This is a genomic window from Bacillus sp. B4EP4a, from assembly GCF_006680105.1.
Classification (GTDB): Bacteria; Bacillota; Bacilli; order Bacillales; family DSM-1321; genus Peribacillus; species Peribacillus simplex_E.
Genome location: NZ_VHIK01000047.1, coordinates 47,980 through 69,420, shown reverse-complemented (window position 1 = coordinate 69,420; position 21,441 = coordinate 47,980). Strand labels below are relative to the sequence as shown.

Annotated in this window: 21 protein-coding genes and 2 pseudogenes; 3 read left to right on the top strand and 20 right to left on the bottom strand. The window is 40.0% G+C overall.

All coding sequences use genetic code 11. The features are described from left to right. Window positions 1–112: 112 nt before the first annotated feature. Window positions 113–1,210 (top strand): annotated as a pseudogene (locus tag FNK51_RS21775) (amino acid permease); the annotation flags it as partial. 259 nt (window positions 1,211–1,469) lie between these two features. Here FNK51_RS21775 and FNK51_RS21765 read toward each other — a convergent pair. The 11 genes from FNK51_RS21765 to FNK51_RS21715 form a co-directional block, all read right to left on the bottom strand. Then, window positions 1,470–1,751, bottom strand: coding sequence for a YokU family protein (locus FNK51_RS21765; protein WP_141994651.1), 282 nt, complete (start codon window positions 1,749–1,751; stop codon window positions 1,470–1,472). A 1-nt stretch (window position 1,752) separates the two neighbouring features. Continuing rightward, complete coding sequence (gene kamA / locus FNK51_RS21760) at window positions 1,753–3,156, bottom strand: lysine 2,3-aminomutase (protein ID WP_141994650.1); 1,404 nt, start codon at window positions 3,154–3,156, stop codon at window positions 1,753–1,755. Between the two features lie 118 nt (window positions 3,157–3,274). Continuing rightward, on the bottom strand, window positions 3,275–4,654 hold the full coding sequence (locus FNK51_RS21755) for a sigma-54 interaction domain-containing protein (protein ID WP_141994649.1): 1,380 nt from the start codon (window positions 4,652–4,654) through the stop codon (window positions 3,275–3,277). Between the two features lie 82 nt (window positions 4,655–4,736). Further along, the gene (gene ablB, locus FNK51_RS21750) at window positions 4,737–5,585 is read right to left on the bottom strand and encodes a putative beta-lysine N-acetyltransferase (RefSeq protein ID WP_098369336.1); all 849 of its coding nucleotides are present in this window, start codon (window positions 5,583–5,585) and stop codon (window positions 4,737–4,739) included. Between the two features lie 79 nt (window positions 5,586–5,664). Next, window positions 5,665–6,936, bottom strand: coding sequence for a peptidase (locus tag FNK51_RS21745; protein ID WP_141994648.1), 1,272 nt, complete (start codon window positions 6,934–6,936; stop codon window positions 5,665–5,667). Window positions 6,937–6,945: 9 nt separating this feature from the next. After that, window positions 6,946–7,611, bottom strand: coding sequence for a 3-oxoacid CoA-transferase subunit B (locus tag FNK51_RS21740; protein WP_141994647.1), 666 nt, complete (start codon window positions 7,609–7,611; stop codon window positions 6,946–6,948). Next, entirely contained in the window at window positions 7,578–8,267 is a 690-nt protein-coding gene (locus tag FNK51_RS21735; RefSeq protein ID WP_260398130.1) for a 3-oxoacid CoA-transferase subunit A, read from the bottom strand. The genes FNK51_RS21740 and FNK51_RS21735 overlap by 34 nt, the downstream gene beginning before the upstream one ends. Window positions 8,268–8,290: 23 nt before the next feature. Next, the gene (locus FNK51_RS21730; RefSeq protein ID WP_098369334.1) at window positions 8,291–9,655 is read right to left on the bottom strand and encodes an aspartate aminotransferase family protein; all 1,365 of its coding nucleotides are present in this window, start codon (window positions 9,653–9,655) and stop codon (window positions 8,291–8,293) included. 181 nt (window positions 9,656–9,836) lie between these two features. After that, window positions 9,837–10,166, bottom strand: a complete 330-nt coding sequence (locus tag FNK51_RS21725; protein ID WP_076366028.1) for a hypothetical protein — start codon at window positions 10,164–10,166, stop codon at window positions 9,837–9,839. A 221-nt stretch (window positions 10,167–10,387) separates the two neighbouring features. After that, a complete protein-coding gene (locus FNK51_RS21720; protein ID WP_098369333.1) occupies window positions 10,388–11,362 on the bottom strand; it encodes a S66 family peptidase in 975 nt (324 codons plus the stop codon). Between the two features lie 322 nt (window positions 11,363–11,684). Then, window positions 11,685–11,843: a YjcZ family sporulation protein gene (locus FNK51_RS21715; RefSeq protein WP_098369332.1), complete on the bottom strand. Its 159-nt coding sequence runs from the start codon at window positions 11,841–11,843 to the stop codon at window positions 11,685–11,687. A gap of 305 nt (window positions 11,844–12,148) precedes the next feature. Between FNK51_RS21715 and FNK51_RS21710 the strand changes: the two genes are divergently transcribed. Further along, entirely contained in the window at window positions 12,149–13,237 is a 1,089-nt protein-coding gene (locus tag FNK51_RS21710) for an SGNH/GDSL hydrolase family protein (protein WP_141994646.1), read from the top strand. Between the two features lie 55 nt (window positions 13,238–13,292). Here FNK51_RS21710 and msrB read toward each other — a convergent pair whose 3' ends face one another. Further along, window positions 13,293–13,721, bottom strand: coding sequence for a peptide-methionine (R)-S-oxide reductase MsrB (gene msrB / locus FNK51_RS21705; protein WP_098369330.1), 429 nt, complete (start codon window positions 13,719–13,721; stop codon window positions 13,293–13,295). Further along, complete coding sequence (gene msrA / locus FNK51_RS21700) at window positions 13,711–14,202, bottom strand: peptide-methionine (S)-S-oxide reductase MsrA (RefSeq protein ID WP_377414216.1); 492 nt, start codon at window positions 14,200–14,202, stop codon at window positions 13,711–13,713. The genes msrB and msrA overlap by 11 nt, the downstream gene beginning before the upstream one ends. Window positions 14,203–14,440: 238 nt before the next feature. Between msrA and FNK51_RS21695 the strand changes: the two genes are divergently transcribed. Further along, window positions 14,441–15,190, top strand: coding sequence for a DUF4397 domain-containing protein (locus FNK51_RS21695; RefSeq protein WP_098369328.1), 750 nt, complete (start codon window positions 14,441–14,443; stop codon window positions 15,188–15,190). 192 nt (window positions 15,191–15,382) lie between these two features. On the opposite strand, the pseudogene FNK51_RS21690 reads toward FNK51_RS21695, so the two are convergent. The 7 genes and pseudogenes from FNK51_RS21690 to tatC all read right to left on the bottom strand — a co-directional run bounded on the left by FNK51_RS21690 (window position 15,383) and on the right by tatC (window position 21,398). Further along, window positions 15,383–16,413 (bottom strand): annotated as a pseudogene (locus tag FNK51_RS21690) (helix-turn-helix domain-containing protein). A gap of 308 nt (window positions 16,414–16,721) precedes the next feature. Then, on the bottom strand, window positions 16,722–17,306 hold the full coding sequence (locus tag FNK51_RS21685; protein WP_098369327.1) for a YpmS family protein: 585 nt from the start codon (window positions 17,304–17,306) through the stop codon (window positions 16,722–16,724). Further along, window positions 17,303–18,145 (bottom strand): SGNH/GDSL hydrolase family protein, encoded by an 843-nt coding sequence (locus tag FNK51_RS21680; RefSeq protein WP_179890957.1) that lies wholly within the window; start codon window positions 18,143–18,145, stop codon window positions 17,303–17,305. The genes FNK51_RS21685 and FNK51_RS21680 overlap by 4 nt, the downstream gene beginning before the upstream one ends. 294 nt (window positions 18,146–18,439) lie before the next feature. Beyond that, entirely contained in the window at window positions 18,440–19,030 is a 591-nt protein-coding gene (locus FNK51_RS21675; protein ID WP_098369325.1) for an SCO family protein, read from the bottom strand. Window positions 19,031–19,183: 153 nt separating this feature from the next. Then, complete coding sequence (locus tag FNK51_RS21670) at window positions 19,184–20,026, bottom strand: DegV family protein (RefSeq protein WP_141994644.1); 843 nt, start codon at window positions 20,024–20,026, stop codon at window positions 19,184–19,186. Window positions 20,027–20,251: 225 nt separating this feature from the next. Then, window positions 20,252–20,497 (bottom strand): DUF2535 family protein, encoded by a 246-nt coding sequence (locus FNK51_RS21665; protein ID WP_223255914.1) that lies wholly within the window; start codon window positions 20,495–20,497, stop codon window positions 20,252–20,254. A 154-nt stretch (window positions 20,498–20,651) separates the two neighbouring features. Continuing rightward, window positions 20,652–21,398 carry a twin-arginine translocase subunit TatC gene (gene tatC, locus FNK51_RS21660; protein WP_098369323.1) on the bottom strand — a complete coding sequence of 249 codons (747 nt, stop codon included), beginning with the start codon at window positions 21,396–21,398 and terminating at the stop codon, window positions 20,652–20,654. Window positions 21,399–21,441: the final 43 nt, after the last annotated feature.

Here is a 21,441-nt window from a genome sequence, read left to right as displayed (position 1 = left end):
ATTCATTTGAGGGCATGTTCATGTTCAGAGAAACAGGTAATCTAAATACCTACTTGCTTTGAAAAGGAATTTGAATATGTGAGGAGATACTGCATGGATATTTTTATTCATAGTGGTCAAAGTAAAGGGAGTGAGTGAAGATGAAAATTTAAAATGGTGGCAATTGTCCTTAATAGGTGTTGGCTGCACGATTGGTACTGGATTTTTTCTTGGATCGGCCATTGGTATATAAATAACAGGCCCTTCAATTGTCCTTTCCTTTATTTTAGCAGCTATTGGAACCTATATTGTATACAGCCTATTAGCTAAAATGACGGCTGAAGATCCTCAAGATGGATCTTTCTGCTACTATGTTAACAAAGCTTATGGGCGTTGGGCCGGATTAAGCTGCGGCTGGAACTATTGGAGTTCAAACATCCTGATTATGGGTGGCCAATTAACGGCTCATCGATCTTATCAAGATTTTGGTTTCCAAATGTTTCTCTTTGGCTCTTTGCAGCTGGATACGCCATTCTCACGATTATTGTCGTTTTAACCGGCAATGAGGGTTTTGATAAAGTAGAGAATTTACTGGCCGTTATCAAAACGGCGGCTATTGTTATATTTATTATTCTTGCAGCGGCTGCCGTGTTCGGATGGATTCACGGGGATGTAAAACATGCTGGTTTTCCTAATTCAGTCAATGAACTATTTCCCGAAGGTTGGAAAGGTATTTGGTCTTCCTTAATCTATGCCTTTTACGCTTATGGAGGAATAGAAGTAATTGGACTTATGGCCATGAGACTTAAAAAAGAAAGAAGATGCTCCCAAAGCGGGAATCATAATGTTAATAGTACTAGTGGTGATTTATATCATTTCACTCGGACTTGCAGTTTATATGACTGCACATAGGGAGTTTAATGAAAAGGAAAGTCCTTTTGTAACGGCACTAGATAAATATCATTTTTCTTTTTTCCACATGTATTTAATGCAACTATTATCTTAGCTGGTTTTTCAACGATGACCGTTTCATTATTTCAGGTAACAACACTCCTTGTGACCATCGCAGATGGCGGTGATGCTCAAGCTTTGTTCTCTAAAAAGCTAAAAAAGTTTAAGGAACTCCCTCTTCCTTCATTAAATTTACGAGTACATTACGACAGCCGCAGGTATCTTAATTTTGTTCAATTGGTCTTTCATTATTATTTCTGCTCTTCGTATTTTGAAAATAAAAATTAGTTGTTTTAACAGTGCTTTTTCATCTACCCTAATACCCATTGAAGAAATTTCAAAAGACCTCTCCAAAAGAGGCTTCCAAAATAATATATCTCAATTTACCGCTTGCTTCCTTCGGAATTCCGCGTCACCACGGAAAGCAATCGCTACTAATGCCTTCACCGTTCGAGATGTACACCCTATAGACCGCACCGCCGGGCGCACAGAAAAACCTCACCAAAAAAAAGTAGATGAGGCAACTTCTAATTATTTTGTTATTTCCCAAAATCAAAATAATTCCGCTTTAACACCCGCTTCATCTTCAATAACTCGTCATACGTCGTCTGTTTCCCTAACTGTTTCGAATCAATTAAAAATAACTGATCTTCAATTTCTTTTACAATTTCATCACTCTGAAAAAGAGCTTTACAATTCTCGCAATGGGAAGATGGAGTTTCAGTAATTTCAACGGCTCGCGTCCCATCTGGTAATTCCCAATAGACCGTACCAGTTACCGATGAAAGTTTTCCTAACTCACACCATGGACAAGTTTCCATGCTATTCATCCCCTTTTGGAGTACTCTTCTTTTGTTGTGCCTGGAATTTCTTTTCTTTTAATTGATCTCGCTTTTCACGTTGATTTTTTAATGAAGCATGCTCCGGGTTGGTAACGTAATTTTCACGGCGATTCATTCGCTTCAGCCCTTCTGGCACTAAATTGAATTGCTTGTCGTTCATCAAACCAGCTATTCCTATATCTGACCGTTTTTCTTCCATATCAGGATATACCCCTTTGAAATAATCATCAGCAAGTCCTGGTGCGTAATTCTCAGGTTCGGGATATGTTGTAATCACTCCTTCAAAATTACGAAGCACTGTTTTTGTCGGTGATTGTGAAAGAATATAATTCGGTTGCAGTGTGATTTTCCCGCCACCCCCTGGTGCATCTACAACAAATGTCGGTACAGCATACCCGGATGTATGGCCTCGCAGCCCCTCGATGATTTCAATCCCTTTTGAAATGGGAGCCCTGAAATGACCGATGCCTTCCGAGAGATCGCATTGATAAATATAGTAAGGGCGGACACGGATCTTAACAAGATCATGCATCAGCTTTTTCATGATTGCGACACTGTCATTTATCCCCGCTAAAATAACTGCCTGGTTGCCCACAGGTACACCTGCATCGGTAAGCATCTCACATGCTTTCTTTGACTCCTCGGTAATTTCTATCGAGGTATTGAAATGAGTATTCAGCCAAACTGGATGATATTTTTTTAAAATGGCACATAAATTTTCAGTGATTCTTTGAGGAAAAACAACCGGAGCCCGCGTACCTATCCTGATTATTTCAACATGAGGAATTTCCCTTAAGTTTTTGAGGATATATTCAAGGATCGTGTCATTGATCAATAATCCGTCCCCGCCGGAAATAAGGACATCCCGAACTGCCGGCGTGTCACGTATATAACCGATTGCTGCGTCCAATTGTTTTTTTGGCACGCCCATGCCAATTTGGCCTGAAAAGCGTCTTCGCGTACAATAACGGCAGTACATGGAGCATTGATTCGTCACCAAAAAAAGAACGCGATCCGGATATCTATGGGTCAGTCCCGGTACAGGGGAGTCCTCATCCTCATGAAGGGGGTCTTCCATGTCATATTTGGTTTTATGCATTTCTTCCGAGATTGGGACCGATTGCATTCTGATTGGACACCTTGGGTCATCTTTATTCATTAAAGAAGCATAGTAAGGGGTGATATTCAATGGAATGGTTTTTGTGGAAATCCTCACACCTTCCTCTTCATCCGGAGTCAGGTTTATCACTTTTTTCAAATCATCAACAGTTCGGATCGTATTCGTAAGCTGCCAAAGCCAGTTGTTCCATTGTTCTTCGGTTACATCTTTCCATAGCTCTATATCTTTCCAGTTGCGATCTGGCTTATATAAGTCAAATAACATGGTTATACCTCCTGAGTTATGATAGTAGTATTAAATGCAAGAAGGGTGCCAAAATGACCTAAAAATTCGAGTGCCCATAAAAAAAACCGGACTGCTGGCTGCATCCGGATTTTTTCATTCAAATATGTTTTTTTATTTTATATTGCAAGGTCTGTCTTGGAATTTGCAATAGCTTCGATGCCTGGAAAACGTTACCCTTCGTTTGTAGAAGGGCCTCGGTAATCAATTTTGTTTCCATCTCAATCATGGCCTCACGAAGCGGAAGTATTTTTTCTGATGAGGTGGGCTTTTTTAAAAATTGGGGCAAATCTTCAAGATTCAAAACATCATTCTCCGTATGGTTCATCATGAATTCTATCGTATGTTTAAGCTCCCTGACGTTTCCAGGCCAATGATATTTCCGAAAAAAAACCTTAGTCTTCTCATCCATGCCTTTTATCGACAGTCCTAATTTACTGTTAAATATTGATATGAAATGTTCAGAAAGAAGCTCTATATCATCAATCCGCTCCCTTAACGGAGGCAGCTCGTAGCTCAATACGTTCAATCGGTAAAATAAATCCGGCCTTAGCCTGTTTTCCGATACCGCCTTTTTCGGATCTATATTCATCGCTGCCATGATCCTGACATCCACCTGTACACTCTTTGTGCCGCCTATCCTCCTGATGAACCCATCTTCAAGTACACGCAGAAGCTTTGCCTGCAAGTCAATCGGCATCGATTGCAATTCATCCAAAAACAAGGTTCCGCCGTTGGCTAATTCAAACAATCCCTGACGTTCCACAGCACCAGTGTAGCTTCCTTTTGCCGTACCGAATAGAAGCGATTCCAATAAACTTTCTGGTAGGGCAGCACAATTTTGCGCGATGAAAGGTTCTTTACCTCGGCTCGAATCCTGGTGGATGCTTTGAACAAAAAGCTCTTTTCCTACACCGCTTTCCCCATAAACCAATACCGATGAGGAGGAGCGGGCAGCCTTTTTCCCTTGTGATATCAAACCTTTAAACTCACTATCATTTGTCAGGATTTCCGTGAAAGAATACAATCCGCCGTTCGCAGGCGTTTTCCTTTCAGGACTTTTGATCGTCTTGAGCGAGCTTTCCAGATCAGCTAACCTTTCAGATAATTGCTTCAAGCTTGAATAATCCTTGGCAATTTCAATTGCACCTATCATAAACCCATCAACATATATGGGAAGTGTCGTATTTAGCGTCTCAATGATTCGCCCATGTGCATTTACATACGATTGACTATAGTTGTAGATTGGTTTTTCAGATTTAATGACCCGGAGTAAGGTTGATGATTTATGATTCAAAGATGGAAAGGCTTCAAGCAACGGTTTCCCAAGCACCTCACTTCTTTTCATCCCATCATGATTGGCCGCCACTCCGTTATAAAAGATGGTCTGTCCTTTTGGATCTATCACATGAATGCCTTCATCAATGGTTTCTAATATCGCTTCCAACACTTCACTTGTATTAAAAAATTCACTTGGCAAGATATCCCTCCTCAAGACCTTCTTGCTAAATGTATATGAGGAAATGCCAAAAACTTGTCATCAACCGCCTAAAAATGAGCATTCAAGTTAAATTTTTCACCCAAAGATTCATATCTTCCAGTTTATCAAAGATATAACAATTATTGGCCAAACGTCCGCGGTACGAGTAACCATGCTGATGCAATGCAGCATTCATGCCGAATGAGAGCGACCGGGCAATCGAATAGATACAATAAATGCCCTGTGAAATAAGATAGTCTTCAAGCGAGGAAATCAAGTGTTTCATCAAGCCGTACTGCCGATGTTCTGGCATTGTCGCACAATCGGTTATTTCTGCATTATGGTAAAAGGAATTAATTTCTGCGGAAGCAGCACTGACGATCCTCTCTTCATGGACATAAATATAAAAAACCGTTCCCATTTCCATGCACTTTTTCACATATACCGGATCATTCATCGGTGTGGGATACACTTCGAATACCTTACCATACAATTGGGCCAGCTGAAGTGCATCGGTAACTTCTGCTTTACGGCCTTGATAAGCTGACGGCGGATCATCTAGTCCGGATTTTGTCGGCAGTCTCTGAACATCGTTAAGGATTTGATCTTCCTTCTCCCATTCTGCACTGTTGCGCCTTTCATTCCGGTTATATTTAACAAGGAAGAAACAATCGCTTCCCAAGAAGAATTTATCGATGCTTCCTTCATATAGAAAGCCTTGAGAAAGCAATGCCATAACGTTTTCCCTGCGTGACTTGAAGATGATTTTTTCTGCTGATATGCCTTTAGCCACCTTCAAAGATTCCTCCACGCAATCTTGAAAATGACCTAGATAATCATCAACCCTGATTCGCTTATTAAAATGATCGATCGTAATATGTATGGTGCATCTTGGCTTTTGAATTCTTTTTTCAATGATTCCAGCCTCCATTTGTCCGCTCCTTTCACATCTTCGAAAATGTGTTGCGAAAGGCCTGACCCTACCTGGAATCAGACCTTGGTAAAAATGATTATTCCTGGTCCACCCCACACCATTCAATAATGGTCAATGCGATGATTTTCGCAACCTCCATCATTTTATCGACCTCTATATATTCGTTCGAATCATGGGCCATCTTCGTTTCCCCTGGTCCAAACACAACTACGGGGGTAGAGCCAACCGATGATAGATACCCTCCATCCGTCGCCCAAGGGGACGCTTCGACAAGCGGTTCTTCCCCTACCACTTTTTCATAGTATGTGCCAATTGTCTTCATTAGCGGGTGATTTATTTCGAGATTGCCAGGCAGCCACCTGGCCCCAAACCATTCTAATTCAATAGGTTTTTCTTCGAACCATGCATCACTCCGGTTTAAAGCATCTATTCGCTCCTTCAGCGATTTTTGTGCCTCTTCCATGGTTTCTGTCGGGGCGATGCCGAATCTACCTTCTAGAACGGCTGTATCCGGCACAGAGGAAGGCCAATTCCCGCTTTGAATGCTACCTATGTTGATTGGAATCGGGATAGGGACATTTTTATAGAGTGGATGACGGAGTGACTCATTCCGTTCTTGTTCAAGCAACTTGATTTCTTTCATTACACCAACCGCTTTATCTATTGCACTGACTCCTTCATACCTCGTGCCTCCATGTGCAGACTTGCCTTTTATTCTCAGTCGAAACCACATCGAACCTTGCTGTAAAGGGAATAGTTTCATATTTGTAGGCTCCGGAATGATTGCACCATCAGCTTTGTACCCCCGTAAGACTGCCGCAAGTGTGCCGGCACCACCGCTTTCTTCTTCAATCACACTCTGGAATATCACATCTCCCTTCAATTTGATTCCAGATTCGACGATCGCTTCGATGGCCAGTAATAAGGATACATTGCCGCCTTTCATATCCGTCGTTCCCCGCCCGAAGACTTTCCCGTCTATCAACTTGCCGCTATACGGATCATCGTGCCATGCTGCATGATCTCCTTCAGGAACTACATCAATATGTCCGTTTAAAATAAGGGATTTCCCCTTGCCTGTTCCTCTTTTAATAGCCACAAGGTTCGGATTACCTTTAAAATCCCTTCGGTCGCAATAAAAATGGGGATGTTTTCTTAATTGTTCATCCCCGATCTCCCAAAGATCTATTTCTAGTCCAAGTTGTCTGCACTTCTCGACCACTATGGCTTGTGCACTTCCTTCTTGCCCCCTTTTGCTCGGTTCCTGAACCAGTTTCTGCAAAAGCTGAACCCCATTCATCCGATGTTCATTCAACCATGTACTTATTTTTTCCTCATACATATCCATTCTCCTCTCTCATTCTTTTAAATTATGGATGTTTTCAGAGACGGTAAACGAGGCTTCGGTCCGATTGCTGATTTCCTGAATGCTGGACGTATCAAATACATCAGTTAATAGGAGGCCCTCCGAAGTTACGGAAAACACGCCTAATTCGGTGATGATCATATGTACGCATTTTTTGGCAGTTAACGGCAACGTACATTTTTTGACTAATTTAGACATGCCCGCTTTATCGTTATGTTCCATCAAGACAATGACCTTTTTTGCCTTCGCAGCCAGTTCCATTGCACCGCCCATGCCTGGCACCCGCTTTCCCGGGACAATCCAATTAGCGAGATCCCCCGCTTGACTTACTTGAAGGGCTCCTAGAATCGTGATATCCACCCTGCCTCGCCGTATCATCCCAAATGCAACAGTACTGTCGCAGTAAGAAGCCCCGGCTCTAATGGTGATCGGCAGTCCCCCAGCATTGCAAAGATGCGCATCTTCCTTCCCCATTTCAGGAGTACTGCCAATTCCCACGAGGCCATTTTCTGCATGAAACATAACTTTATGATCATTCAAAAGATGATTCGGTACAAGTGATGGAATGCCAATTCCCAAATTGACCAGCATCCCATCGCTTATTTCTGCTGCTGCCCGTTTCGCTATTCTGTTTCTATCTCCGGTTCCCAAACCCATTTCCAATCGACTCCTTTTGATGGAATGATATAATCCACAAAGGCACCGGGTACAATGATGTCCTCTGGATCCAAAGTGCCAAGCGGAACGATTTGCATGGCTTCGACTATAGTGATTTGACCGGCCGCAGCAACGATTGGATTCGTGTTCCTGGCACTTTTATCAAATATAAGATTTCCATAAGGATCTGCCATTTCTGCGTAAACAATGGCGATATCCGCAGTTAATGCCGGTTCCACCAGATAATTTTTCTTACCTAGCTTTACGGTTTGCTTGCCGTCCCGGACGATACCAGCCTCAATTCCAATATCAGTCAATATCCCGCCGAGTCCCATCCCTCCGGCCCGGATGCGTTCGACAAGTGTCCCTTGGGGAGAGAACTCCACTTCGAGTTCTCCATTGTTCATTAATAGTCCTGCATTTGGATTGGAACCGATATGGGAAACGATGACTTTTTTCGCACGGCGTTGGGTGACCAGTTTTCCGATTCCGATATCGGGGAAACCTGTATCGTTCCCAATCAAGGTTAAATCCTTAATACCTGATTCCAAAATCAGATTGATCAATCCCGGAGGCGTCCCTATGCCACCGAATCCCCCAAACAGGATGGACTGTTTATCTTTAAAGTGATGGCGGACATCCTCCAAACAACAAATCTTCTGGAATGTATTTTCCACCACTATGACTCACTTCCTTGTTGTGATGCCCGTTTACCTATCAATTCATTAAATTGCCAAAAAGTTATATCGACCCTCATTAACAATTCAGCACACTCCACTTCCGATATCGTTAACGGCGGGGAGATGATGATCGCTGCCCCTGTTACACCGTCAAGGCCTGCAGCTGCGGGATAAAGAAGTATTCCATTCCTCATTCCCAATTCAATGATTTCATTAGTCACGTCTGCCTCCTTCGGAAATGGAGCCTTCGTTGCTTTATCCTGGACAAATTCGATGCCAATCAATAAACCTCTCCCGCGTATATCTCCGATAAAGGAATACTTCCCTGCCAACTTTTTCAGGCCCCTAATCAGGTAATTCCCTCTGTCGGCTGATTTTTCGACAAGTTCATTCCTTTCGACATATTCTAAAACGGCCAAAGATACCGCACACGATAACGGATTTGCACTTAGAGTATGGCCTCCTATAATTGACTTCGAGCCTTTCATTATGGGCTCCATCACGTTTTTGGTCATTACTGCGGCCGCTATCGGTGTATACCCCCCGCTCATACCTTTACCGAATGTTACAATATCAGGATCCACATCCCAATATTCGGAAGCAAGCATCTTACCTGTGCGTCCAAATCCGGTCATTACTTCATCCGCAATGAATAAAATATCATTCTCTTCGCAGATTTTCTTGAGTTTTCGAAAATAACCATCAGGAGGAACAATGGCCCCTCCGGCTGCGCCGATAACAGGTTCTGCAATGAAAGCCGCTATATTTTCACTGCCAATACGCCGGATTGATGCTTCCAATTCCGAAGCACAGGACATTCCGCATGTATGTGGATCAAGTTGAAGTGGACATCGGTAACAATATGGAGGAGATACAGAAGGATATGATTCAAGCATAGGAGTAAATCTTTCCCGGCGAATCGGATGTCCAGACATTGAAAGAGCTCCCATCGTGATGCCATGGTAGCTCATCCATCTCGATATGATTTTCTGTTTCTTCGGCTTCCCTTTTTCCTGCCAATGCTGAATGGCAATTTTCAATGCCGTTTCAGTCGCTTCGGAGCCGCTGTTTACAAAAAAGCTGTATGTCAGTTCCCCTTTGGTCAATTCTGCAATTTTTCCGGCAAGTTTCTCTGCAGCATCGCTGGTAAATTGGGAACGATACACAAATGAAACCTGTTTAGCCTGTTTTACCATCGCTTCAATGATTTCCTGGACTCCATGGCCAATATTGGCTGTAACAGCACCTGAAGAAGCATCAAGGTATTCCTTTCCATCTTTGTCGTATAAAAAAACTCCCTGACCATGACTGATAGTCGGGTAGGCTCCTCCCAGGACCGGTTTGATCAATGAAGACTGCTCCATAAGCCCACACACTCCTTCTCTTTAAAAACAAATGCAATATAGTAAAGTGTATGTCCAGATGAAAGCAATCTTGCTAAAGAAATTGGCCTAAGCATGTTAACGGATAAATTTCTTGCTTTCATGGGTGATCGTCCAAAAATGGCGACAAAAAAAGTGTATCCGCAAGAGATACACTTTTTTCTTACAATGCGCTATTTAGTTTTTCTTCACGAATTGACTCCAAAAAACTTTCATCCTTTAAAACAGCCAGCACATTTTTATAAAAAGCAGTTTTATCGATAACTGAAGTATGCACATATTCATACTCTTTTAAAGACGGATGACGCAAAACATTTTTCATGCAGGAATGACAAACTTTTTTAGTTCCTAACTTATAGTAGTTCAAGTTACTTGCATCCCCATTAGAAGTATCTTCGTTACAAACGAAACATGTATGGCTCACACGGCCTTTTTTATTATACTCGGCCAATGCCCCTTCTAAACGAATGGATGCTGGAATTGTTAATAACACATAATCACCTTTTCTATTTTAAATCTCTTAGTATTATATCAGAAAAATATAGAATTTGAACTATTAGACTCATATTCCCTAATAATGCTTGTAAAATAGGACTATTTCCAGGGCTGACAAGAGGAAAGACTCCTAAAATACACCCTAATGCAAAATATATTCATACATATCCCGAACAGATTAAAACACCGTCCACTTTTGAACGGCGTCTTCAAACTGTGTCATGGATGGATCTGGATCATCGCTTTTCCGTTCTTCACCTTCATTACTGCTTTTGAACCAACCGGCACCGTTACAAATGGATGAACATGACCAAAGTTGGCATTAGCGATCACGGGTATGCCATTTATCTCCTTTTTGGCGGCGATGATTTCCTGTAACGCATATTCAGTCATTCCTGAATCCTTTTGGAAACGGCCGATGACTATTCCTTTAATCCCACTTGCACCTGGCTGATGGAGCAGGGATTGTAAATCCCGGTCAAAACTGAATGGATGGCTTTCTTCGTCATCTTCTATGAAAAGGATACTGTCCTTTAAAGATGGCATGTACTCTGTGCCTTGTAATAGATTGAGTGTACAAAGATTTCCCCCAATGATTGTCCCAGCAGCTTCACCTTCCTGAATGACCATGTATCCAGCATTCGGGTGGAAAGTGCGGTCATCCTGTTCTAAATGCCAAGAATCATCACTCCACGTTTCACTTGGATCAAGATAAAAGCCTTCACTTTCAATTACAGCCTTTTTAAAATATTCCATCGTATATTCCAGACCAGCCTTCATCCCGAACGTCGAGAAATGAGGACCTGAATATGTAGTTAAGCCTGTTTTATTATATATGGCCAATAAAATTGCGGTTATATCACTATACCCCATCAACACTTTTGGATTTTCCTTAATCAAATCATAGTCGATATACCGTAACAATTGGTTAGCGTTATATCCCCCGATGGCTGTAAAAATCCCCTTCACATTCGGATCCCTGAACGCATCATGCAAATCCTCGATCCGGTCTTCGATCGAATTCGAGAAAAAGTCATCATGGTACAAAACCGTTTCACCATATGTCACTTTAAAACCAAGCTCAGTCAATCTTTCTTCTGCCAATCTGCGTTGTTCCCCTTTGACAATCGCCAAGCTTCTTGAAGGAGCGATTACGCGAATTTCATCCCCTGCTTTTAAACGGGAAGGTTTCATATCTTTATCCCCCTAAATTAATTACATTCTGTCGTTATTTTAGCAGAAATGGTGAACAAAGAAAAACCAAGACCCTTAATGTCATTCACACAACTCATTTTCCTTCCTGATTGGCCTAATTCCCCTCCTCAATGGCAATCTCTCGTCATTCCCATTGTGCCATAATCAGGATTGGAAAAAGGAATGGTTATGCATCTACTGTCCCATTTGGATTACATGTTTTTTCAGTCAGACACCTGGAATCTAAAAGGTCTACCGTCACCCCACCAATTTCCTTACATAAAGAAAAGACCAGCTTTCAGCTGGTCTTTGGGTTATTGTCTTAGCAGCAGAATGAAGCACCGATGATAATCAATAGAATGAACAAGACAACGATTAATGCGAAACCTGATCCAAATCCACAGCAACCGCCGCCGTATCCGTATCCACCTCCACCATAACCGTACCCTGGTCCTGCAACATTTCCACCATATCCGTACATAAAGTTTCACTCCTTTTAGAATTCTGATTTCTCTTTACACCTTACCATATGTCAATACGCCCGCCTCGGTCTGTGCATTTGCCTATTTTTCTGAATTTAAGAAAAAACTTCATCAACACTATCTTCACCGCTAATCATTCAGTGTCTGAAATACTACGATTAACCATGAAAAATGTCAAAAAAACGTTTTATATTTATTGTGTTACTTCAAAATTGGGATATAATAAGGAAAAAAACAATTCTTAGCCTTTTTAAGCTATCTTATACCTACATGGATACATAAAAGGCAATACGGGGGAACATAATTGAACACGAACGCAAAATCCTTCATCCCTTTCGCTGCAATTGCCACGATCCTTCTAATCAGCTATATCCTTCAAAAAGTCCCTAAAACATATGGATCAGATGATTCGATAAATGTTTATCAAAAATTCCAATCAGGCCAGCCCATTCAGTATCTCGTCATTGGTGACAGTATCGGAAGAGGGTCCGGAGCTGAAAATCCTAATCTAACATGGTTCAAACAGTTAGAAAATAAGATGAATGATGCCAATGATATTCCTTTACACGGTGACTACGTGGTCCAAAGCGGATCCACTGCTTTTGAAGGTCTATTCAAGCTCTCCCAAAGAAGGGAGCATGATCATAAAGATCTGATTTTCTTCGTTTTTGGTGAAAATGACCGCAAATATATGAATGTCGATGATTTTACCATGACATATGAAGCGTTAATGAGGAAGGCTAAACGTCTCCACCCTAATGCTGAATTATTCACAATAACAGAGAGTTCCTTGAAATATAAGGAATTTGCTTCAGCCATCGGACTTTTATCCAAACACTACGGTGCAACGAATGTGGATATGCGACCAATATTCAAAAATTCAGGATATACGGAAAAACAGCTGACCAGAGATTTGATTCATCCAAATGGACTTGGATATAAATTATATGCTGATGCAATTTATGAACGGTTCCTTGATAACATCAAACGGGAAAAGGCTGTAGCAGGCCTTCCATCTAAGCTGCATGTCCGTTCTGGATTTGAATTATCGGAAATTGACCACTATGAAAAAATGAGCGGTTTCCGTCCAAGGGGCGGCTATTTCACTAGTAGTGAAAAGGGCAGTGTGATTGAATATAACTTCAAAGGGAGTATGCTTGGTGTGAAACTGCTTAGAAGTCCTGATGGCGGGGAAGTGAATGTATGGATCGATGGAAATGAAATTACAACTTTGAATACGTGGTGGCCATTTGCCCGTGAAAGATATTTATTTGTCACGAATGGGCTCCGTCCAGGTTCACATACTGTCCGTTTTGAGGTGACTGGCAGGACTAAAGCAATGGAAGTTACCACCATTCCATTTGTCCGGATCGCATCAATCATCACGGATTGAATCCCACCTAATATTAAAATAACCCCCTATCAATTTCTGATAGGGGGTTTTCCAATCAATCAAAAAGCTTTTTGTATTCTCCGTATCCTTCTTTTTCAAGATCTTGGAGCGGGATGAATCTTAATGAAGCAGAATTGATGCAATAACGTAATCCCGACGGTCCCGGCCCATCATTGAAAACATGACCCAGATGGGAATCGGCCGTTTTTGAGCGAACTTCGATCCTTCTCATACCATAACTCGTATCGAGGTTTTCCACCACTTCCTCTTCTTTAAGCGGTTTAGTGAAGCTTGGCCAACCGCAGCCTGAATCGAACTTTTCCTTTGAAGTGAAAAGAGGATTACCTGAAACGATATCCACATATAATCCTTCCTCCTTCAAGTTCCAATATTCATTGTTAAACGCTGGTTCCGTTCCATTATTTTGTGTGACTTCATATTGAATCGGATTGAGTTTCTTTTTTAATTCTTCTTTACTTTTCATTTTTTTCCCCCCAGTGATGTTGTATGAATGCTTTGCGTCCTGAGCCGATCGAATATCTTTCATAATGTTCAGGTTGTTTTTTATAATAATGCTGGTGGTATGTCTCAGCTGGATAAAACGTTTTGGCTGGTATTATCGGAGTTACGATCGGTCCAGAAAATTTCCCGCTCGCCTGCAGCTTGGCTTTGGATGCTTCTGCAATTTCCCGTTGGTTTTCGTCATGATAGAAAATAGCCGTTTGATAAGAACTTCCCCGGTCATGAAATTGCCCGCCAGCATCCGTCGGGTCAATTTGCTGCCAAAATAACTCGATTATCTTCTCATATGGATATACGTTTGGATCAAAGGTGATCTGAACAGCTTCATAATGTCCCGTGGTTTCAGAACAAACCTCTTTGTATGTGGGATTTTCCGTAGTCCCGCCTGTATAGCCAGAGATAACGGATTCGATGCCAGGCTGTTCATCGAACGGTTTCACCATGCACCAGAAACATCCACCTGCGAATGTTGCTTTCTCTAATTGCTTTGTCAAATGAATATCCTCCTTTTTTGCAAACAATCCATTGAATGCATTTTAACGCTTTTATTTTACCCTGTAAAATAATATGCCGATCGAACCTATTTACGCAAATGGTCCATTCCCTTTTTAAAAAGGAGACACATGCCCAAGCATAATTACATATGGTAAAAACATAATGGAAAAATGAGAGGTGTTGGAAATGAGCGATAAACAATCATATTCACAAAAATCGGTAACATATGATTTACTATCGTCTTATAATAAAAACAGCGATCCGCAATTGCATGATTATTATTACCATAAGCATCTGAAAAGTCTCGAAAAAGCAACACAACATTTGGGATATGAACAAATGAATGTCATACTGCCTGCACAAGTTCGCTTTTTACATGCTGACCCGGCAGCTTCCTCATTTGATGTTTATGTAAATGAAATGCGTATCCTCAAAAGATTCTCATATAAAGAGAACAATGGTTATTTACCACTGCTTCCTGGCAAGTGCCAATTGGACATATACCGCAGCGGGCAAAGCACCTTACCTCTTTTAAGCCGTAAATTGGCTCTCGAAAGCGGAAGTTCCTATACCATTGCTCTAGCACCTACCCAGGCTAATGAATCGTTGAAAATGTTACCTTTCGAAGATAATCCATTTGTTCCTCCGAATGAAGCAAAGATTCGATTCATCCAGCTTTCACATGATTTACTCTCGGTGGATATTGCCGTCAAAGATGGAGATGTCGTTTTTGATCAACTCCATTTCAGGAAAGCAAGCGAATATCTTAATATTCATCCAATGATAGTAGACTTCGAAGTGAGGATAGCGGGAACAAAAGAAATCGCACTCCCTTTGCCAAACAAGGCTTTCCAAGATAATACTCCCTCAACCATTTATATAATCGGATCGAATCGGGAATCATCCTCACTAGAAACCCTAACGCTCTCTCCATAAATGGATAAAAAACCAGGACGAATCGATATATTTAGATAACAAAACATAGGATAGTTAGTCTATAATGGGGCTAAACATCCTTTTTTCATATTTCACCAAATGCATAACGTTAAAAATATGGATAAAAAGCATTAGTATGGAAATAGTAAGGTAACTTACCATTTGTTCAGATCCAACATCTATTTTGGGCTGTTATTTAATTTTACTAATAAGTTTTTTATACTGTAAATCACCATATCCTATTGTTGGGAAGTGGATAAATAGCCTGTTAATCAATTGTGATTCAGGCAAGCTTATATTTTTAGAAATATAATTTGTTACTGGATTATCTTCTTTTAACATTTCTAAATATATGTCTATTGCCTGATACATTACTGGCAATACTTCAATTGATGTTTTTTTATGATTTAATAATACATCTTCATATACAGTTAAATAGTTGCCTAATCTAAGTTCAATTTGTCTTACTTTAAATTCATCCTCTCTAAAACTGTTCAAGAACACTCTACCTCTATAATCGGCCTGTTCAAGGTAAGCAAGGATTGTAAGAAGGTTCATTTGGCAAAACATATCTTCACCAAACCACAAAACGATGCATTCATAATCTTTGTTAAATAGATTATTTAATGGATTAATTACCTTGTCGATATAATTTACAACTAATTCATGGTGTCCTATTGCTCTTGTTTTTATGAATTCCTCATTAAAAATATTCTTGGTAGTTGTATTTACACACATAGCTTCGTTAAATGGAGCATAGTCTGTATTCCTCATTAGTTTTTTATCTTTAAACTCATCATACATAGCTTGGCCATTCAATATATTGAGTACATATTCGTCAAACAACTCTCTTTGTTGGTTTTGTATCTGATCAACCTCGATTTTTCTCGAAAAATCCATTCTGCACCACCCTTTTTTTTTATGAATAGTGAGCTTATTGAATGATTGAACCGGCATCCTGTTAAGTTGAAATTCTCTAGGACTAATACCAAAGACAGTTTTAAACGCCCGACTATATGCTTCTTGCGAAGAATAATCATAATCAAAAGCAATATCAATTATTCTCTTACCACTTTCTAATCATTTGTAGATAAGTAAAGCCTTCTAAGAAGCATATAGCGCCTAATATTTATACCTGTCATTTGGTGGAAATTAAACGAACAATAATAAGGCGAGTATCCCAGATCATTGGCAAGTTCATCTAAAGAAAATTTATATTTTATATGGTTTTAAATCCAATCATAATTTGTATAATCATATAATTCACCTCTAATGGAAATTATAAGTGGGATCCATTTCATTTTTTTGATATTTCTTGTGATTTAAATAAATTATAAAAGCCTGTGCTTATCCCTTACTTTATCTCAGAAATTGATAAGAAATCTATCTAATAATCAAGGTTTTAGGTTTTTATCAACCAAAGGGGGCGTAAAAAAAGAACCGCGCATTTTAGACATATCTAAAATGTGTGGTCCTTTTATCAACAAATATTTAACACATCTAACCTGGTCTTATATCCATTTATTCGCTATCACTGTAAAGATGATGGGATGGTCAATAAAAATGAAATGTCATCATTTTCAAGGTCGAATTCTTTCGCCTTCACCCTGATATCACTTTTCAGTTCCATATCCTGTAATGACACATAAATACTTTCGTCATTGGGACTGATGCTAACCCAATCCGGCATATTATAACGCTCATTTATTAAATTCATTACATATGAAACAGGAAGGTTCATTTTTCCGACTGCAATTGATTTTTGCTTTAAGATCAAATCCCCATTTTTTTGGGCAATTGGTTCAAAAGTCAATTTCATTTCCACTTCACGGTTGAAAAATGGCATCGTTCCATATAACTCGACCTCATCCGTCAAATACACTTCGTAGTGAATGGATCCCGTCAACCCCTCTTTATCCAGATATTGGTTGATTAATCTCGTCAAATCTTCCCGATTCGTGTGAACTTGAAATTGGATATCTTCTTCATGGCTTACTTTGGGTATCAGCTCTTTATCTTTAGTCGGCAGATTAACTAAAATCGTTACAAACAGGATGACCAGGATGTTTAGGGCTAATAGGGAAATAAACAAAGTCTTCCATTTGACATTTGTCATTCTTGGTCATCATCTCCTTTGGCACTCGCTTCCAATGTGTCCTTTCCGATTGTGGTAATATCCATATCATTATAGATTCTTGTCGCGATTAATTCATATCCGCGGTCATTTGGGTGAAAATAATCCTCGGCATACAGCAAATCTTCTTCGGAATTCTCGAAAATGTCTGCTATATCAATAAAATAGGCTGAATCATATTCTTCGATAATCTCTTTCCCGCTTTCATTCCAATCATTCATGATCATATCAAGTTCATAAAAATCTGCGAACCATTTGGAAAATGGATTATAGACGCCCACAAGATAAATTTGCGCATGATCATTTTCGGAACGAACCTTATCAAGTATCTGCCTTAATCTTTTTTCATACCCTATTTTTGCCGAATCAAACTGATTCAGTTCCAAGTCCGAGAAATTCTGCTTAAAGACCTTCATGATATCATTTCCACCGATTGTGACGACAATCGAATCAGCTTGCTTTATGTCTTCTTTAATCCTAGCTTTATCCAGTCTTTTCAATAGTTGGTCGGTCCTATTTCCACGTATGCCATGATTAATCATCTCAACGGAAGTAATCGATGGTTCTTTTTCCAGCTTATTTTGTAAATAAGGCAGATACCCGCCATTATCTTTACTATCACCGACACCTTGAGTCAAGGAATCGCCAATCGATACGATTTTCACAGGGTCCGGAAAAAAGCTGGCAGGAATGGTTTCCTTTTTACTCAGCTCAACTATGCTTTTCTGCTGAACAGATGGCTGATTTGAGGCTGGTTCACTTTGGCCGCAGCCTGAGATCCAAACTAGGCATATGAAAAGACAGGTGATTCTGTACCTCATGACCCTCACCTTCCTACCCATATATTATATCATGCAGAAAACGAATGATTGCAAACAATATACCTTCATTTTCATTGTACTTTTAGCTTGAGCCTTCCTTACTATACAATATGAAAAATGCAGTGAATTAAAGCTAGTCCTATAAAAATTAGCATGTACTGAGCATGCAAAATCATTCTTCACTTCCGCTGTTTCTTCAAAAACAAATTGCCTTATTTTCACCATCGCTAAAGCCCTAATGAAATCATTATTAAATGATGGATGAAAACAGAAAGAACAGGTCATTTAACCTGTTCAATAATTCTGTAAAATTTTAATATGCTTAATGATTTCATCAAAGGGAATATCTTGCAGACCTGTATAATCCATGATGATCTTTCCTTCTTGATCAATTAGAAAAAAGCTGGTCCCATGAATCACCTGATCTTCTGCTTCAGGTTTTTTGACGATCGTTTTAAAGTTATCCAATGCAAACTGCTCGATTTCTTCCTGACCATAACCGGTCAGAAAGTGCCAATTGCCGTAATCCACATTAAATTGGTCGCCAAACCTTTTTAAAACATCAGGTTTGTCAATTTCCGGGTCCACGGAAAATGAAACGAACTCAACATCCGTAATACCTTCATCCTTCAATTGCTGCTGCAGCTTCGTCATATTCGAAGTCATGGGGAGACAGACAGTCTCGCAGCTTGTGAATATAAAATCCGCTACCCAAACCTTTCCTTTAAGATCGCTTTTTGAGAAAGGTTTACCCTCCTGATCAATGTAACTGAAATCTTCAAGATCCCAATTTTTGGCATCAGGTACACCATTGGAACCGCATGCTGTCAACAGCAAAACAATTGATGCTCCCATAGCTGCCATAAGCAAATGCAGCTTTCTCATCCCTACCCCGTCCTTTATGTATAAAATATTCTGTTACTTCATTTATTCTAACAGACCAATCGTAATGAGAACAGCAACTATTTCTACGAATTAAAGACAATTGTAAAAGTGACAAAACCTCCGCAATATGCAGTTTCATATGGTTCATCCATATCAGTCCCAGTAATACATGATTGCCATGGCGCCTTCACCTGTATGGGTACTGACAACGGCCGTTGTTGCTTCTATCTTTATGTCTTGATATCCTGTTAAGTCTGCAATGGCCTGGCGGACCTTATCCGCTATTTCAAGACCATTCGCATGTACAAAACCAATGCCTCTAATTTTTTTTCCTTGTGTATCTTCTTTGAATTTCTTGATGATGAACTTCACGACCTGTGACTGGCTCCTGGCTTTGGATACAGGATTCAGTACACCATCATCCAGAAGTGCAATCGGCTTTATGTGCAGCAATGAACCGATAAAAGCAGAAACTTTGCCAATCCTTCCACCCTTAACGAGGTTATCAAGTGTTTCTATGACAATGATTAAACTTGACTGCTTTTTAATATGTTCCAATCGTTCAATTATCTCAGCAACGGATTTCCCTTCCTTCGCCATCTTCGCTGCCTCGATCACCTGAAATGACATCGCTTTAGAAATGAACTTCGAGTCAAGAACGGTAACCTTCGCTTCAGACATGCTTGCTGCGCTTTCCGCTGAGCGAACTGTGCCGCTCATGCCACCAGTCATATGTATGGAAATAATCTCGCTGCCGTCTTTTCCGAGCTCATCATATACCTCCACAAAGGTACCTACGGCTGGTTGTGAGCTTTTTGGCAGTTCTTTTGACTGGTTCATCCTTTTCAGGAATTCTTCTTGTTCGATTTCAACCTTATCCAAAAAAGTCTCCCCATCTATAAAGATTGATAAAGGGACCATTGTTATATCATAAAAGTTCAGTTCCTCTGGTGTCATATCTACTGTCGAGTCTGTTACTATCTTTACTTTATTCATCATTACACATCCCTAAATTAACATATCTATTGTATTATACCTATTCAAGGTACGCATTCAAACCAAAGGTATTCTTTTTCAAGTGAAGTGATACTTTTCTATTGAAATGAATACACAAAAAAAGACCGTTCCATGAGCTAACCTGAACACACGCCGATTCATTCGATATTGCATGGCATTGTGTCATCTCTTTGAACGGAGAAGTTAGCTATGGAATAGTCCGCATTAAGCATTATTGAGTAAACTTCCAAAAAAAAGCTTGTTATAAACGGGCCATTTGAGTACGGATGCTAAATAATGCTTAAATGAGTAATTTTCTTTATGATCTTTATTGGCAAAAACCTTCTTAACAAAAACTTCCAAACGCACGGTCAACATAAAAAAATTCGGATCACTAGGCAGTAAGACAGGTATTTCTGAAATTGTGACCTTATGTCCAAAACAATCTTTGAATTCCAAGCATTTGAACATCAAAATATCAATCCTCATTTTTAACCGATTGCTTATATTATACACAATAAATCCAAAAGTATAAATATTCAAATGTGTAAAAAAACAGAGAAATCAGATTGACATTCATAAAAAAAAAGACCCATAAGGGCAAAATGCCATTATGGGCTTCTTCTTATAAACCTTCCTCATAGGTGTCTTCCCGCAAGCTTTCACGTTTCACCCTTCGTTTATAGACGACTTTTGATAACGAAATACTGATTTCGTATAATAACAGCAATGGAACCATCACCATAAAGTCTGACATAAAGTCAGGCGGCGTAATCGATATCGCTATGACAACCAATACAAAGTATGCATACTTCCTTAACTTTTGAAGCACATAAGGATTTATTATGCCAAGGGAAGTCAAAAACATGGTAACGACAGGAAGCTCGAATAAAACAGCAAAAGGTATCGTCATATTAAATACGAATGAAAAGTACTTATCCGCTGTAAAACTGGTTATGAACATCCCATCGCCCAGTTCAATCAAAAATTGAAGAATGGTCGGGAAGATGACAAAATAACCGAAAGCAAGCCCTCCGATAAAAAGCAGGAAAAGTGATGGAATATAGGCAAGGGTGGCCCTTACTTCATTTGGCATCAAAGCGGGTTTGACGAATAACCAGATTTGCAGAGCAATTACAGGTATGGTTGCCGCAATGGCTACGACACCTGAAAGCATAAAGTAAATCCAGATAATATCACTCGGTCCCAATACCATCAGGTCAAAATCGAGATCTTTCACGAACCAATTATAAATCTCCTCAACATAAATAAAACTGGCGATAAAAAAGATCACAAAAGCAACAGCAGTAATGATGAGCCGTTTTCTCAATTCATCGAGATGATCGATGATATTTAATTCTTTATCTTCCAAAGTTGATCACGCCTTCATCTGAAAATCCGTATCTTTGTTCCAG

What these genes read in the sequence shown, in the direction of transcription:
- FNK51_RS21765 (WP_141994651.1), bottom strand. Translation starts at nt 1,751, where the DNA reads ATGGAAACTTGTCCATGGTGTGAGTTAGGAAAACTTTCATCGGTAACT.
- kamA (WP_141994650.1), bottom strand. Translation starts at nt 3,156, where the DNA reads ATGTTATTTGACTTATATAAGCCAGATCGCAACTGGAAAGATATAGAG.
- ablB (WP_098369336.1), bottom strand. Translation starts at nt 5,585, where the DNA reads ATGGAGGCTGGAATCATTGAAAAAAGAATTCAAAAGCCAAGATGCACC.
- FNK51_RS21745 (WP_141994648.1), bottom strand. Translation starts at nt 6,936, where the DNA reads ATGGATATGTATGAGGAAAAAATAAGTACATGGTTGAATGAACATCGG.
- FNK51_RS21740 (WP_141994647.1), bottom strand. Translation starts at nt 7,611, where the DNA reads ATGGGTTTGGGAACCGGAGATAGAAACAGAATAGCGAAACGGGCAGCA.
- FNK51_RS21730 (WP_098369334.1), bottom strand. Translation starts at nt 9,655, where the DNA reads ATGGAGCAGTCTTCATTGATCAAACCGGTCCTGGGAGGAGCCTACCCG.
- FNK51_RS21720 (WP_098369333.1), bottom strand. Translation starts at nt 11,362, where the DNA reads ATGAAACCTTCCCGTTTAAAAGCAGGGGATGAAATTCGCGTAATCGCT.
- FNK51_RS21715 (WP_098369332.1), bottom strand. Translation starts at nt 11,843, where the DNA reads ATGTACGGATATGGTGGAAATGTTGCAGGACCAGGGTACGGTTATGGT.
- msrB (WP_098369330.1), bottom strand. Translation starts at nt 13,721, where the DNA reads ATGAAAAGTAAAGAAGAATTAAAAAAGAAACTCAATCCGATTCAATAT.
- msrA (WP_377414216.1), bottom strand. Translation starts at nt 14,202, where the DNA reads ATGGTGAAACCGTTCGATGAACAGCCTGGCATCGAATCCGTTATCTCT.
- FNK51_RS21695 (WP_098369328.1), top strand. Translation starts at nt 14,441, where the DNA reads ATGAGCGATAAACAATCATATTCACAAAAATCGGTAACATATGATTTA.
- FNK51_RS21685 (WP_098369327.1), bottom strand. Translation starts at nt 17,306, where the DNA reads ATGACAAATGTCAAATGGAAGACTTTGTTTATTTCCCTATTAGCCCTA.
- FNK51_RS21680 (WP_179890957.1), bottom strand. Translation starts at nt 18,145, where the DNA reads ATGAGGTACAGAATCACCTGTCTTTTCATATGCCTAGTTTGGATCTCA.
- FNK51_RS21675 (WP_098369325.1), bottom strand. Translation starts at nt 19,030, where the DNA reads ATGAGAAAGCTGCATTTGCTTATGGCAGCTATGGGAGCATCAATTGTT.
- FNK51_RS21670 (WP_141994644.1), bottom strand. Translation starts at nt 20,026, where the DNA reads ATGAATAAAGTAAAGATAGTAACAGACTCGACAGTAGATATGACACCA.
- FNK51_RS21665 (WP_223255914.1), bottom strand. Translation starts at nt 20,497, where the DNA reads ATGTTCAAATGCTTGGAATTCAAAGATTGTTTTGGACATAAGGTCACA.